General features: G+C 65.9%; 5 protein-coding genes and 2 pseudogenes. 5 read left to right on the top strand and 2 right to left on the bottom strand.

Annotation, left to right across the window (positions count from 1 at the left end):
* Positions 1 to 919: 919 nt before the first annotated feature.
* Positions 920 to 4,756 (bottom strand): FG-GAP-like repeat-containing protein, encoded by a 3,837-nt coding sequence (locus ACSHXC_RS07400; RefSeq protein WP_438290799.1) that lies wholly within the window; start codon positions 4,754 to 4,756, stop codon positions 920 to 922.
* Positions 4,757 to 5,562: 806 nt separating this feature from the next.
* On the opposite strand from ACSHXC_RS07400, the gene ACSHXC_RS07395 reads away from it, so the two are divergent.
* From ACSHXC_RS07395 to ACSHXC_RS07380, 4 genes are read left to right on the top strand one after another with little or no spacing between them, the layout of a single operon-like run.
* On the top strand, positions 5,563 to 12,189 hold the full coding sequence (locus ACSHXC_RS07395; protein WP_438290798.1) for an RHS repeat-associated core domain-containing protein: 6,627 nt from the start codon (positions 5,563 to 5,565) through the stop codon (positions 12,187 to 12,189).
* Entirely contained in the window at positions 12,182 to 12,481 is a 300-nt protein-coding gene (locus ACSHXC_RS07390; protein ID WP_438290797.1) for an Imm53 family immunity protein, read from the top strand. The genes ACSHXC_RS07395 and ACSHXC_RS07390 overlap by 8 nt, the downstream gene beginning before the upstream one ends.
* A gap of 40 nt (positions 12,482 to 12,521) precedes the next feature.
* Positions 12,522 to 14,003 carry a polymorphic toxin-type HINT domain-containing protein gene (locus tag ACSHXC_RS07385; RefSeq protein ID WP_438290796.1) on the top strand — a complete coding sequence of 494 codons (1,482 nt, stop codon included), beginning with the start codon at positions 12,522 to 12,524 and terminating at the stop codon, positions 14,001 to 14,003.
* A gap of 46 nt (positions 14,004 to 14,049) precedes the next feature.
* Positions 14,050 to 14,571, top strand: a complete 522-nt coding sequence (locus tag ACSHXC_RS07380; protein WP_438297101.1) for a hypothetical protein — start codon at positions 14,050 to 14,052, stop codon at positions 14,569 to 14,571.
* A 127-nt stretch (positions 14,572 to 14,698) separates the two neighbouring features.
* Here ACSHXC_RS07380 and ACSHXC_RS07375 read toward each other — a convergent pair.
* A pseudogene (locus tag ACSHXC_RS07375) lies at positions 14,699 to 14,794 on the bottom strand (Uma2 family endonuclease); the annotation flags it as partial.
* A gap of 111 nt (positions 14,795 to 14,905) precedes the next feature.
* Between ACSHXC_RS07375 and ACSHXC_RS07370 the strand changes: the two are divergent.
* Positions 14,906 to 15,181, top strand: a pseudogene (locus ACSHXC_RS07370) (macro domain-containing protein); the annotation flags it as partial.
* Between the last annotated feature and the right edge of the window lie 75 nt (positions 15,182 to 15,256).

Below are 15,256 nucleotides of genomic sequence, written 5' to 3'. Positions count from 1 at the left end.
TTTCCGGCGCCTCCTCCCACGTCGGCTGCGAGCCAGTTCAGAGACGACCCGGCCGCGATCCTCAGGGTTCTGCCGGCTCCGCTGCGGCACTGGGGCGGCTGCCAGCCAGCGGAGAAGCTCCGTGGCAAGTCATCACTGCGCTGCCGTATCGAGGCAGGGGACCTGGTCTTCAGCTACTTGTTTCACAGCCAAACCATCGACAACGGCTGTGTCGCGCAGATCGAGACCGACCCGTCGACATCAGCCGATTCGCTGCGGAAGAATCATAGGAACAAGCTCACCCACCGACACAGCCGTTGTCTTACCGGATGTGATCGTTGAGTTTCCGCTGCTCAGGCATGGTTCCAGTGTCGTTGCGGGAGAGTGTGGGCGATCAGTTCGTGCTCGGCGATGCGGAGTTGACCGGTGACATCGGTGATGGGGCTGCTGGAGGAGCGGGAGACGGCTGCCCGTGTGCGGGCGGAAGAGCTTCGTGCGGAGGCGGAGCGGCTTCTTGCCGAACTCGCCGAGGCGGAAACGGTGTTGGACGCCGGGTGGTCGCCCGGACGGAGCTGGCCGAGGCCCTGGCCGCTCCGGCCGGGACGACGGACGTGCTGGTCATGAACCCGAACCCGTAGAGGGAGGGCCGACCTGGCGACCTCGCGTAATCGGGAGTCGCGTATTCCTCTGCTGCCGAGGGCTTGTGGTCACTGTGAGTGGTCGCCAGGTCCGCCCTCCTAGAGCACCAGGACGCGTTTGCTGGTGGGGTCGCCTCAAGACTGGATGCCGCCCTTTTGCCGGACGATTTTGGCGAATCGCTCGAGGGCGGGTTCCTCGTCGTCGGGGTCCAGAGGGCCGCTGCTGGTGTGCGGGTGGGGCATTCGGGTGTGGTGGCTTGGCCCCGGCTGGCGGGCGGGGCCAAGCCACCACGGTGCGTCTGTCAGCTGACGAGTTTCATTCCTCCCCAGGTGCTGTCGGGCCACATGGTGACGGGGTCGCTCAGGTGGCCGGCTCCGTCGCCGGGGTAGAGGTGGAGGGTGCCGTCGCCCCAGATGGCGGCGACGTCGGTTTTGCCGTCTCCGGAGAAGTCACCGGCTATGAGGTGTTGGACGGATGACCATGTGTTGCCTCCGATCATCTGGGGGCCGGAGGTCAGGCCGCCGTGGCCGTCGCCGAAGTAGAGGTGGAGAGTGCCGTCGGGCCATTCGGCGAGGATGTCGGCGTAGGTGTCGCCGTTGTAGTCGCCTGCGGCGAGGAGTTTCATTCCTCCCCAGCTGTTGTCGGGCCACATGGAGGCGTCGGAGTTGAGACCTCCTGTGCCGTTGTTGGTGTAGACGTGGAGGGTGCCGTCGCCCCAGATGGCGACCAGGTCGGTCTTGCCGTCTCCGTTGAAGTCACCGGTGGTCAGCTGCTTGACAGTGCCCCAGGTGGTGCCTCCGGGCTGTTGCGTGACGTTCGAGGTGTCCAGCCCGCCCTGTCCGTTGCCGAGGTAGAGGTGGAGAGTGCCGTCGGGCCATTCGCCGACCAGGTCGGCGTTGCCGTCTCCGTTGAAGTCACCGGTGGCCATGAGCTTCATGCCGCCCCACGATTTGTCCCACATCTGGGGGCCGGACGTGAGCCGTCCGCCGGAGTCGCCCGTGTAGAGGTGGAGGGTGCCGTCGGTCCATTCGGCGGCGATGTCCGGCCGGGCGTCGCTGTTGAAGTCACCCCGGCTGGAGGGAAGGTAGGGCGAGCCCTCGATGGACTGTGCCGTTGTCGTCCAGCCGCGCTGGCTGAGATCGGTCGGTGTGCCGAGGGTGACCGTGCCGCCGGTGTCTTTCCGCCCAGGGAGTTCGGTCAGGCGGCCGTCCCAGCTGACCGCGAGCAGGTCGGGGATCCCGTCGCCGTCGCTGTCGCCGTCGCTGGTGAGCGCAGGGTAGGAAAGGGACACGAGGCCGCTGCTGATCTGCTGGCGGGTGCTGGTGTCGCCGAGTCCCCTGGGGTCGCCGACCCGGTTGGGGTAGAGGTACATGGCGCCGGTGGTCTTGTCGCGGGCCCAGAGGTCTGGCAGGCCGTCGCCCGTGACGTCCCCAGGGGCTACGACGGTCAGTCCGTCCCAGCCGTCAGTCCCGAGCAGCATGGGGGAGAGCAGGCGTCCGCTGCCGTTGCCGGGGAAGAGCCAGAGCTTTCCGCGCTCGACAGTGATCAGGTCGTTGTGATGGGTGGTGTCGCCGTCAACGTTGCCGGCGGCGATGATCTGGCTGGCCTGGGACCAGTCGGACGCGTAGGTGGAGCAGTCGGTGATCGTGGTGTCACACGACGGCCGAGGCACCGCCGTTGCCTGCGCCTTGATGAAGTTGCCCGGCCCGGGGTTGAGATAGATGTAGAGCTTGCCGGACTTGAGGACGAACAGATCGTCCACGTTTGCCGCGCCGTGCATGGCGCCCCGGTGGGCGAGGATGGCTCCCTTCCAGTTCTTGTCGGCCGTCGGGGCTTGAGAGGTGGCCACCGGGACGCCGAGGGCGGGGTCGGTCCCCACGGCGTAGAAGCGGATCTGACCGTCCTTGTCGACGATGGCGGTATCGGGCACGCCGTCACCCGTCAAGTCGCCGAGGGCCGCGTGGGCGGTGAGGTTGTCGGGGACGTAGAAGGCGTACTCGTACGACTGCGAGTGGTTGCCGGCCTTGTCGACGGCACTGACGTCGAGGTAGTTGGTGCCCCAGTGGCCGGGGGCGAGCTTGATGCTCGCTGAGCCGTTGGTGGCGGGGACGGTGCTGGCGCCGCCGACGGGGAGTGAGGTGTTGAAGGAGTATTCGAAGTGGTCTACGCCGCTGGTGGCGTCGGTTGCCGTGAAGGTGAACTGGCCCTGGAATCCGTCGCCCATGACGTGGGTGGTGCCGGTTGGGGAACCGGCGGCGGGGTAGTCGGGTGAGGTGACGGTGGGCTGGCTCGGTGGGGTTCTGTCGATCTGGAAGTGACAGCCGGCATTGGTGGCCGAGTGGTTGATGCCGTCGTCGGCGCGTACGTTCCAGCCGTAGGTGTGCCCGTCCTCAAGGGCGCCGACGGCCTTGTCGACCGTCGTGTTGTTGCCGACCCAGGGAGTGTTCGAGTTCGCGTCGGCGGTGGAGATGATTCCGGCGCCGCTCACGTAGTCCCACAGCGCGAACTGGCCGCGCACCTGCTGGTTGCTGTCCGGGTCCGAGATGGTGGCCCGCAGATGGATGCCGTCGCTGGCGACGTTGGTCGAGCCGATCCAGCCGAAGGGCGCGTTCACGCCGCAGTCCGGTGTTGCCGGTGACTGAGCGGCCGGGACGGTGGCGGCCGAAGTAGGCACGTTGGGAACGGAGTTGTACTGGACGGTCAGGGTCGGGTTCGTCGAGAACCGTTTGAACGCGTTCTTGTCACCTTCGTCGGCGGCGAAGACGCCGACCGACAGGCTGCTGCCGGCATGGGCAACGGCGGTGGTGATGTCCGCGATGGCCGGCTGGTTGCCGGGGCAGTCGTTGTTGCGGGTACCGGTGACGGACGCACTCCCGATCTGCTCGTGCGTCGATGGTGCGGTGTTCCAGGTGATGCCGGAGTTAAAGGAGTCGGAGCGGTAGACGTTGATGCCGTACTTCTCGCAGCCGATCGATGCCGAGTAGGTCTCCAGCATGTTCAGCGTGGCGGAGCCGATGGTCTTGCCGGAGTAGAAGGAGGTGTCGAACTTGTAGAAGACGCGCTCGATCCCCGTGTCCGCCAGCCAGCCCTGATAGCCGACGCCAGGGTCTCCCCACTTGGCGGTGTCCCAGGGCTCGGACTGGTGGGCCTCCCAGATGCCGCCCCAGGTGGTGTTGCCGGTGTTGCGGGGTATCCAGTTCGGGTCGATGTAGACGGGGAAGTGCGTGTCGGAAGCGGTGAGGAGATTCTGGTCCGGTGTCAGCGTGATGCCGTCCCGGCCTGCGGACGCCCGCAGATCCGCTTGCTTGGCTCCGGCCGACGGGCCGGTGACTGCCCCGCCGGCGGCACTGCCTGCGGCCGGGCTCTGCATGAACAGCGACCGCGACTTGGCCGGTGCAACGGTCGATGTGCTCGAATCCCACATGACCGGGGTCGGTGCGGAGAAGACAGTCGTCCCCGAACTGTCCTTGGCCTTGAGGGCGCCGGCGCTGTCGCTCGTCAGCGTGAGGCCGTTCGTCGTCGTGCTGAGCCGCACGGTGGCGAGCTTGGGGTTGCGCGCCGCATCCGGGGTCTTGACGACCAGGACCTGCGTGAAGCCGCCCTGGTCCTGCGCGGTGACACGGAGGTCGACGTCCGGAAGCACGTCGGGATACAGCGCGCTGGAACCAGAAAGGGTGGGAGCGGGCAGCGGATCGGGCCAGCTGAGAGCGAGTTCCTTGCCATCAGGGGCGGTCATCTTGGCGAGCGGGCCGCTGCCCCCAGCGGAGAAGACCAAAGCCGTGGGGGTCGCGCTCGTGGCGATCGTCCCGTCCGTGCCGCGCTGGAGGGTGGCGTCGACCGGCACCCATGTTCCGCTCTTGTTGACCCGTACAGGCTGAAGGCTCTGGGTCTGGGTGAAGCTTCCGTCCGGGTTGGCCGTCAGCGTACTCGTCGACGTGGTCGCCGCACTTACAGAGACGGAGGAACCCGTGGATTTGGCCTTGGCCGAGGCCGAGATCGCTTCCGCCTGGCCCGGAGTTGACGGTGTGTCTGCCGGGGGAACTCCACCGGGCTGAAGGGAAGTTGAACCGGTTGTGCCGTACGCCGCCGCCACGCTCGTGTCGACGGCGAGGGAGATAAGCGCGGCGCTGAGAGTCACACTCAAAGCGGAGGCCATGCCTCTGCGTCTATATCGGCTCTGTGTCCTCATGCTGCTCCTGACGTGCCTCTGAATTATCGATTTCCATGCCGGATCCGGCGAGCTTTGCGGAGCATATCCGGCATGAAGTTCGAGGGTTCTCGGTGGGAGCTGGTCAGGCTGTTGTGATGGCGATATCGATTCTTTCCCGTCGGGAGCATTACCAGCTATCGGGCATAACGGCGCAAGCTTCGCTTGTTCGGGCAATTAGTTAGCCATCTTGTGTAGGTGCAGTGTCTGTTCTGTGAGTTCTGGCTCGCTGTGTGCCTGATTGTGCTCGATTCATTGCCTTCCCGTGCCTCATTATTTTCTGATGCTTTCTTTTTTCTTGGTCAAGTCATTGGTGATCCACTGGTAGCTTTCCGGTCTATTTTGTTTCCAGGGGTGGGGCTTTAGTGAAGAGCAGAAGCGGGACTTTCTCGCTAATTTTCGGCTGGATCCGGCATGCCTGCGCACGGCGCAATACGGTCGCTCTGACGACCTGTCTGGCGCTGACGTTGACGATGCTCTCGGGAGCTCCGGTCTTCGCCCGGGGACACGATTTGCCGAAGCTGTGGTCACCACGACCACTCGACAAGCAGCACTCTGTCTCCGGCCATGACGGTGTATCAGCGGTGCCTCCGTCGCACTCGACGCTGCACGGACCGAGCCAGACCGGGCCTGCCCCGACTCCCGTGGTGTGGCCTGCAGCCACCCGCACGCTGGCGAACCCGGCCGCGGGCAACCCCGGATCCGCACAGTCGCTCTCACCGAAAAGCGCCCCCTCCGTGGAGCCCGGACCCGCTTCCGTCATCGGCACCCCCGTCTGGCTGGGCCGTCCAGGATCCCTGACCAAGCAACACCAGGCCACAACAACAGCCGGTCAGACACCGGACAAAGTCGCGGTCACGGTCGCAGGCCGCGAGGAGGCGCAGCGAGCCGGCATCAACGGTGTACTGGTGTCCCTGACCGACAACGCCACCACCAAGGGGGACGGCAAGGTCTCGGTCGGTCTGGAGTACTCCGGATTCGCCAACGCCTACGGAGGCGACTACACCTCCCGGCTCCAACTGGTCCAGCTGCCGCCGTGCGCCCTGACCACGCCGCAGGCAGCCCAGTGCCGCACTGCCAAGCCCATCCCCTTCCACAACGACTACGCGAACCACCGACTCGTCGCTGATGTCGCCCTCCCCACCTCCGGAACGCCCCCTGGTGCGGCTCCGTCGTCCGCGGCGCAACTCAAGGGCGCCGCGCTCACCTCGCAGGCCTTCTCGGCCAGCGCGCAGCCCATGGTTCTCGCCGCTGCCCCGGCTCCGGGCGGAGCCGGAGGCACCTACAGTGCCACCACCCTTGCCCCATCGGGCAGTTGGAGCGCGGGCACCTCGACGGGCGACTTCACCTGGACCTATCCGGTCAGCGTGCCGGCCCCGCTGGGCGGATCCGCGCCCGCCGTGGCGCTCTCCTATGACTCGGCGAGCCTGGACGGCCGGACCTCGGCCACCAACAACCAGGCGTCGTGGGTCGGTGACGGCTGGGACTACGACCCCGGCTTCATCGAACGCTCCTACAAGCCGTGCTCCAAGGACGGCCAGCCCAACACCGTCGGCGACAACTGCTGGTCGGGCGAGAACATGACCATGTCGCTGGGCGGCCGCTCCGTGAAGCTGGTCAAGGACGACACCACCGGCACCTGGCGGGAGAGCAGCGACGACGGTTCGCGGGTCGAGCACCTCACGGGGGCCGCGAACGGAGCCCAGAACGGCGAGTACTGGCGGATCACCACGACCAACGGTGTGCAGTACTACTTCGGCCTCAACCACGCCCCCGGCAGCACCACCACACCCGCCACCAACTCGACCTGGACCGCCCCCGTGTTCGGCAACGACGCCGGTGAGCCCTGCCACGGGACGACGTTCGACACCTCCTGGTGCCAGCAGGCCTGGCGCTGGGCGCTCGACTTCGTCGTCGACACCAACCAGAACGTCACCACCTACGCGTACAACACCGAGTCCAACTACTACTCCCGGGGCACGGCCAACACGCTCACCCCGTACATACGCGGTGGCTACCTGACCACCATTACCTACGGCCAGCGGCTGCCCGATGTCCTGGCGGGCAAGAAGGCCGCCGCCCAGGTCCTCTTCACAACGTCAGAGCGCTGCATCCCGGACGCGAGCTTCACCTGTGCTCCGAACCTGCTGACCACGGCGAACGCGGCGCACTGGCCGGACGTCCCGTTCGACCAGAACTGCCCGTCCACCGGTACCTGCTCGAACCATGCTCCGTCGTTCTGGAGCACCAAGCGGCTTGCCACCATCACCACGCAGGTCCTGGTCGGCACCGCCTACTCCACCGCCGACACCTACACGCTCACTCACCAGTTCCCGGCCTCGGGCGACACCAACAAGCCCTCCCTGTGGCTGGCCTCGCTGACCCGCACCGGTAACGACGGCGGCACCGCGGCCACCCCCACGGTCACCTTCCTCGGACAGCGGATGGCCAACCGGGTCGGCGCGGTCGACAACATCCCGCCGATCTTCCGGTTGCGGATCAACGCCATCAACACCGAGTCCGGCGGCCAGATCAACGTCGTCTACAAGGACCCGGAGTGCGTCAAGGGCACCCACATGCCCGCCGCGCCCGACAGCAACACCATGTCCTGCTACCCGGTCTACTGGACGCCACAAGGAGCGAGTGACCCGGTCCTCGACTGGTTCCACAAGTACCTCGTCCAGCAGGTGACTGAGGTCGACAAGACCGGCATCGGCGCGGCCACGAAGTCCACGTCCTACGAGTACCTCGGCGGCGCCGCCTGGCACCACGACGACGAGGAACTCGCCGACCCCAAGAACCGCACCTGGGGCCAGTTCCGCGGCTACGGCGAAGTCATCACCCACACCGGCGCCGCCCCGCAGACACTGACCCAGTCCTCCACGCTCTACCTACGCGGCATGAACGGCGACGTGAAGGCCGACAGCTCCAAGCGGTCCGTGACCGTGACCGACTCGAGCGGCGGGACGATCACTGACGACGACCAGCTCGCAGGGTTCTCCCGCGAAAGCCGTACCTACGACACCATCGGCGGCACGCTGAAATCGGCCACCCTCAACGACCCATGGGCCGGCCGGATCACCGCCACGCACAAGCGGACCGGACTGCCCGACCTGACAGCCCGCCAGGGCGGCATCGCCGCCGTGCACCAGCGCGCGCTGCTCGCGGACGGCTCCTGGCGCACCACCGAAACCGACACCACCTACACCTCCGACGGGCTCGTCAGCACCGTCGACGACAAGGGCGACGGCACCGCCGCCACCCCCGAGACCTGCACCAAGACCAGCTACGCCCAGAACACCGCGGCGAACATGCTGGCCTTCCCCGCCGAAGCCATCAAAATCGCCGGAGGGTGCGCCGCCACCCCGGATGCATCCAACACCCTCGCGGACAACCGCAACATCTACGACAGCAAGTCCTTCGGCACCCTCGGTGCAACCGGTGACATTTCGCAGACCCAGGCGCTCGACCACTTCGACGCCTCGGGCACCGCACAGCTCAAGACCATCGGCACCACGACGTACGACGACTACGGCCGTGCCACCAGCGTGACCAACGTGGCCGGTGCCACGACCTCCACCGCCTACACCCCGGCCACCGGGGCGCTGCCGACCTCGGTCACCAGCACCCAGCCGGCCGTCGCCCCCGCCACCACCGGCTGGAAGAGCACCACGACCTACGACCCGCTGCGCTCCGCCCCCCTCACCACCACGGACGCCAACGGACGCATCACCGACGTCACCTACGACCCGCTCGGCCGGATCTCCGCTGTCTGGCTGCCCGGCCGGCCCAAGGCGACCAAGTCCCCCAACAACAAGTTCACCTACGCACTCAACAACACCACGCCCAGCGTGGTGACGACCCAGACGCTGCGCGAGGACGAGTCATACGGCATTGACCACAAGCTGTACGACGGACTGCTCCGGCTGCGCCAGGAACAGCAGAGCAGCGGTGACGGTGGCTCGGGACGCCTGATCTCGGACACCTATTACGACAGCCACGGCTGGACGGTGAAGGCCAACGCCAAGTACTACAACACGGCCGACCCCTCCACCACCCTCTACGTCGTCAACGACGACCAGGTGCCTTCACAGACCGGCACCTACTTCGACGGGATGGGCCGCCCCGTCGCCCAGGCGCTCTCCAGCTTCGCCGTCGAACAGTGGCGCAGCACCACCGCCTACCCCGGAGCCGACCGGGTCGACGTCACCCCACCGCCTGGCGCGTCCGCGACCAGCAAGGTCACCGACGCCCGCGGCCGCACCACGGCGCTCCTTCAGTACCACGGTGTCACGCCCACCGGCGACGCCGACACCACCCACTACCACTACAACGTGGCAGGCCAGCCGGACCTGGTGACCGACAGCTCCGGCAACAAATGGAGCACCAGCTACGACCTGCGCGGCCGCAAGACAACGTCCACGGACCCGGACACCGGCACCACCACCTACACCTACAACGACCTCGACCAGGTCACCTCGACGACGGACGCCCGCAACAAGACCCTGGCATACACGTACGACGCCCTCGGCCGCAAGACCGGCGAGTACTCCGGCTCGACCACGGGAACCCAGCTCGCCTCGTGGACGTACGACACGCTCGCCAAGGGCTACCCCACCTCGTCGACCCGATTCGTCAACGGCAACGCCTACACGACGTCGGTCACCGGCTACGACACCGGCTACCGCCCCACCGGATCGTCGGTCACCATCCCTTCCTCGGAGGGGAAGCTGGCGGGCACCTACAACACCGGCATGGCCTATACCCCGAACGTCGGACTGCTCGACAACACGACGATGCCCGCCGCGGGCGGCCTGAACGCCGAGACCGTGTACTACTCGTACAACATCGCCGGGCAGCTCCTCCTGGCCGGTGGTGACGCCGACTACCTCAGCGGCATGACCTACACCCCGCTCGGCCAGGTCCAGCGGTCCACCGTCGGTGACGTCCCCAACCAGGTCGTACAGACCAACAGTTACGACGCGGCCACCGGGCGGGTCCTGAAGTCGACCCTGGACAAGGAGACCAACACCACCTCCTCGGTCGACGTCACCAACTACACCTACACCCCGTCCGGAGCCGTCACATCGGTGTCCGACGTCCAGGACACGGGCCAGACCGACACCCAGTGCTTCACCTACGACTACCTGAACCGCCTCACCGAGGCCTGGACCGACAAGGGTGGAACCAGCACCGAACCGGCCCCGAAGGCCGCCGGCATCGGAGGCTGCACCAACACCAAGCCCAGCGCCGCGAACCTCGGCGGCCCGAACCCGTACTGGCAGTCCTACGGCTACGACCTGACCGGCAACCGCACCAGCGAAGTCGACCACGACGTCACGGGCAACACCGACAAGGACGCCACCCACACCGAGACGTACCCTGTCTCCGGACAGCCGCACCCGCACGCCGTGCAGTCCATGACCACGGGCAGCAAGGCAGCCGGAACGAGCACGGACACCTTCGCCTACGACGCATCGGGCAACACCACCGCCCACACCACCGGCGCCGGAACCCAGAACTTCACCTGGACCGACGAAGGCAAGCTCGACACCATCACCAAGACCCAGCAGGACAAGGGCACCGACTTCGTCTACGACGCCGACGGCAACCAGCTCCTGCGCCACGACCCGACCACGGCGACGCTGTACCTGCCCGGCACCGAAGTCGTCCTCGACAAGGCGGCCAACACCACCAGCGCCACCCGCTACTACACCGCACCCGGCGGTCTGACCGTCGCCCGCAGCACCGGTGGCCACCTGACCTACCTGGCCTCCGACCCACACGGCACCGACAACGTCGCCATCGACTCGGCCACCCTGTCCGTCCAGCGACGCCCGATGACCCCCTTCGGCCAGAACCGTAACGGCGCACCAGCGCCCACCAGTTGGCCGGGAGACAAGGGCTTCGTCGGCGGCACGACCGACACCGACACCGGCCTCACCAACCTCGGCGCCCGCGAATACGACCCCAACCTGGGCCGCTTCCTCTCCGTCGACCCGGTCCTCGACCCCACCAACCCGCAGTCCGTCAACGGCTACGCCTACTCGAACAACACCCCTGTCACCAGCAGCGACCCGACCGGCCTGATGCAGATGTGCGGCGAGGGCGGCGCCGCCTGCTACCCCGACGACTGGAACACCGACGGCACGGCCAACACCGACGGCAACCGGGCCACCACCGATGACAAGCCGAAGCCGAAGCCGACGTACGTCAGCAAGCCGAAGCCGAAGAAGCACCACCACTGGTGGCAGAAGGCCGTCGACTGGGCCGCCGACCACGTCGTGGAGATCGCGGTCACCGTGGTCGTCGTCTCCGTCGTCGTCGGATGCATCGCCGCAACAGCAGGAGCCTGCGCAGGCGTACTGGTCGCAGCCGCATCGGGCTTCACCGCAGGCGCAGAACTCGGGGTGACCGCAGCGGTCGCAGGAGCCGCCGTCGGGGCAGGCGCCGAAGCACTATCCGTGCTGGGCGTCGGAGCTGCAGTCGTGGCCGGCGCCGCCAAGGTGGCCAAGGCAGCAAAGGGCGGCGCCGGCAAGGCAGGAGGCGAAGGCGAGGCCGCCGCGGCAGCCGCCAAGAGCGAGGGAGGCGCCGCCGGCAAGCAGGAACCCGCGTCGTCCCCCGGATGCGACAGCTTCCCCGCCCCGACGACGGTGCTCCTCGCCAGTGGCGCGGCCATCCCGATCGACCAGGTCAAGGTCGGCGACACCGTCCAGGCCACGGACCCGCTGACCAACACCACCAAGCCGGAGAAGGTCACCCACGTCGAAGTCACCCTGACCGACAAGGACTTCACCGACACCAAGGTCCACACCACCACCGGCGACCAGACGATCACCTCCACCCAGCACCACCCGTACTGGGACGCCACCGGCAAGCAATGGGTCGACGCCGCCGACCTGAAACCGGGCGAACAACTGCGCCAGCCCGACGGCACCCTCACCACGGTCGTCAACGTACGCAACTACCACCGTGCCGTTACCACCTACAACCTCACCGTCGACCACATCCACACGTACTATGTGCTGGCGGGGGCCACACCGATCTTGGTCCACAATTGTGCCGCTGGTAGGCCCAAGAATTTGCGACCTGATCCGAATGCTGAGGGGCCGCACGTCACATTTCGACGGAACGCTTCTGGGCAGGTCACGAATTATGCCGAATGGGCGAAGCAGTCAAATCCAAGGAATCCTGCCCCATGGGAAATGCTCAAGCGTGTTGATATGCAGGGGGCGGCCCATTATGACAGGGTTACCGGAGACTATATTCCGACACCGCACGTGAATTATCCCGATGGATCTGTAGCGCCGGCGAAACCCTGGGAGATAACCAAGGGATTTCTGGAGGATCTGACACATGAGTGACCTGGATGTACTGAGTCAAGTCGAGTCCTGGTTTTCTGATCAATGCGATGGTGATTGGGAGCATGGATTCGGAATTAAGATTGAAACTCTCGATAATCCTGGCTGGATGATCCGAGTGGCCCTGGAAGGAACAAGTATGCAAGGGGTCGAGGTGAAGCGAACTGCTCAAGAGTCGGATGGGTGCTGGATTCACCATTGGTCGGATGGGGATGTCTTGCACGTGGCCTGTGATGTAAAGTCACTCCATTCTGGTCTTGCATTGGTCATGATTCTCTTGAGTGATCCTGCATAGATGAAAAGACACCTCGGAGCCCCACCGGAATAGTGCTCCGGTGGGGCTCCGAGGTGTCTCCGTCGACCCGGTCCTCGACCCCACCAACCCGCAGTCCGTCAACGGCTACGCCTACTCGAACAACACCCCTGTCACCAGCAGCGACCCGACCGGCCTGATGCAGATGTGCGGCGAGGGCGGCGCCGCCTGCTACCCCGACGACTGGAACACCGACGGCACGGCCAACACCGACGGCAACCGGGCCACCACCGATGACAAGCCGAAGCCGAAGCCGACGTACGTCAGCAAGCCGAAGCCGAAGAAGCACCACCACTGGTGGCAGAAGGCCGTCGACTGGGCCGCCGACCACGTCGTGGAGATCGCGGTCACCGTGGTCGTCGTCTCCGTCGTCGTCGGATGCATCGCCGCAACAGCAGGAGCCTGCGCAGGCGTACTGGTCGCAGCCGCATCGGGCTTCACCGCAGGCGCAGAACTCGGGGTGACCGCAGCGGTCGCAGGAGCCGCCGTCGGGGCAGGCGCCGAAGCACTATCCGTGCTGGGCGTCGGAGCTGCAGTCGTGGCCGGCGCCGCCAAGGTGGCCAAGGCAGCAAAGGGCGGCGCCGGCAAGGCAGGAGGCGAAGGCGAGGCCGCCGCGGCAGCCGCCAAGAGCGAGGGAGGCGCCGCCGGCAAGCAGGAACCCGCGTCGTCCCCCGGATGCGACAGCTTCCCCGCCCCGACGACGGTGCTCCTCGCCAGTGGCGCGGCCATCCCGATCGACCAGGTCAAGGTCGGCGACACCGTCCAGGCCACGGACCCGCTGACCAACACCACCAAGCCGGAGAAGGTCACCCACGTCGAAGTCACCCTGACCGACAAGGACTTCACCGACACCAAGGTCCACACCACCACCGGCGACCAGACGATCACCTCCACCCAGCACCACCCGTACTGGGACGCCACCGGCAAGCAATGGGTCGACGCCGCCGACCTGAAACCGGGCGAACAACTGCGCCAGCCCGACGGCACCCTCACCACGGTCGTCAACGTACGCAACTACCACCGTGCCGTTACCACCTACAACCTCACCGTCGACCACATCCACACGTACTATGTGCTAGCAGGCGCCACACCGATCTTGGTCCACAATTGCGGTGAGACTGACGTCACGACGGTCTATCGGAAGCAGGACACGTCGATTCCTGAAACTCAGAGGCTGTCTGTCGATGCGGACGGAAATGTCTCACACTCCGGATCTGGATCGCTGTACCTCAATATGACTGGCGATATTGGCCATTCGCTCGGATTTAAGGGTGATCAACTGGTCGCCTTTGATGTCCCGGCACCCTTTGTTCGGCAGCTTTCAGAGGCCTCCCTGCCTCAGCGCATGCCGCGCGGCTGGCCGGGAACGAAGCGGGAATGGAATCGAGCCCTTAAAATGGCTCCAGATCAGTCTGATGAATCTGGGCTGTTCGGTCTTCGCGATCACCACATCCCTGGGCTAATGGATGCCATCATTCCAGGATCAGGTCGGATCATTGGGTAGGGCGGATTTGATGAGTCGTTACGAACTTGCAAGTGAGGGGCGCCGCTTGAGCGAGCGCCCCACGGAGGACCCGATCAGTCTGCTTGGGCTGCTGGTGGTCACGCCCGTAGCGGATGGGGTTAAGTACGCCCAGCGACTTAGGCGCTTGATCGCTGAAGCCGTTGAGATCTCCAGGTTGGCCGATTTTGAGGGCGATGACGTTTCGGAGGATGCGCTTCCGTCTTGGTTTCTGGAGCTTTCTAGCGGATCAGTTGGGGATGTTCCGGAAGATTCAATTGGGAGTGAAGGGAAGCGCAGGTATCTGGAGGTTAGGGACGATCGCCCATGGAGTTCGGGGGACTGGATCTATTGCTTCGACCCGGATCTTCGGGCGTGGTCCTGGTGGGATGTAACCGTTGATGAGAATGGGAAAGTATGCGTCTGGGTGGACACGAAGGGTGAGGCTCATATTCCCTGCGAAGAGCTCTGGTGGGCGGCCTTCGTGTCAGGGGCAGTGGGTGTTGAGCCGTTGACCCTGGAATTTGCCTCAGTGTGGCGCAGTCAGCGGAGCATCGGCCTCGCGAAGTAGGCGCATCAGTAATCCAAGGAGCCCCGCCGGAATTGTTCCGGCGGGGCTCCTTGGGTGTTTGACGGCAGTAGTTGACGGCAACGTCAACGGACGAAGTCGGTGAGGGGCGGCGGCTCGGCGCTGTGTCGCCGTCAGGTTCGGTGTAGACGAGGGTTTCGCAGGTGTTCCGGTCGATGAGGAGATAGACGGGGATGCCGGTCTGGGCGTAGGCGCTCGGCTTCTCTGGTCCCCGCTGGGGAACGGGGGCGTCGACGGTGTGGATTACCCGCCTGCCCTGTGGCTTTGACCTGCTGATTTCCGGGAGTTCGGGTGGGCAACGAAGGCTGGGTGAACACACACCGTGGGCCCGGTCTGGTCGAAGGCCGAGGACCGGAGCGCGCTGCTCGCCTCCTGCTACGAGCAGTCCCTCAAGCTCGCGAAGGAGCTGGGCGCCGCGACCATCGCCTTCCCGGCGATCTCGACGGGCATCTACGGCTGGCCGATCGGCAACGGGGCCGAGATCGCGATCCGCGTCGCCCGCGAGCACGGTGGCGCACCGCTGCGCGAGATCCGTTTCGTGCTGTTCGACGAGACGGCGTACCAGGCGTTTGCGCAGGTCCTGGGCAGCTGAGGACATAGCCGTCCAACTCGCCCGTGGGTGGGCCGGGCCGAGGGCCACATGGCAAGTCGAGCCATGAGCCCGAGC

This window comes from Streptomyces sp. HUAS TT7 (genome assembly GCF_051550175.1).
Classification (GTDB): domain Bacteria; phylum Actinomycetota; class Actinomycetes; order Streptomycetales; family Streptomycetaceae; genus Streptomyces.
The sequence above is the reverse complement of the archived record's forward strand: the minus strand, read 5'-3'. Positions and strand labels throughout refer to the sequence as shown.

Bases quoted from the DNA above. Each gene is read 5' to 3' on its own strand.
- ACSHXC_RS07390 (WP_438290797.1), top strand. From the start codon at position 12,182: ATGAGTGACCTGGATGTACTGAGTCAAGTCGAGTCCTGGTTTTCTGAT.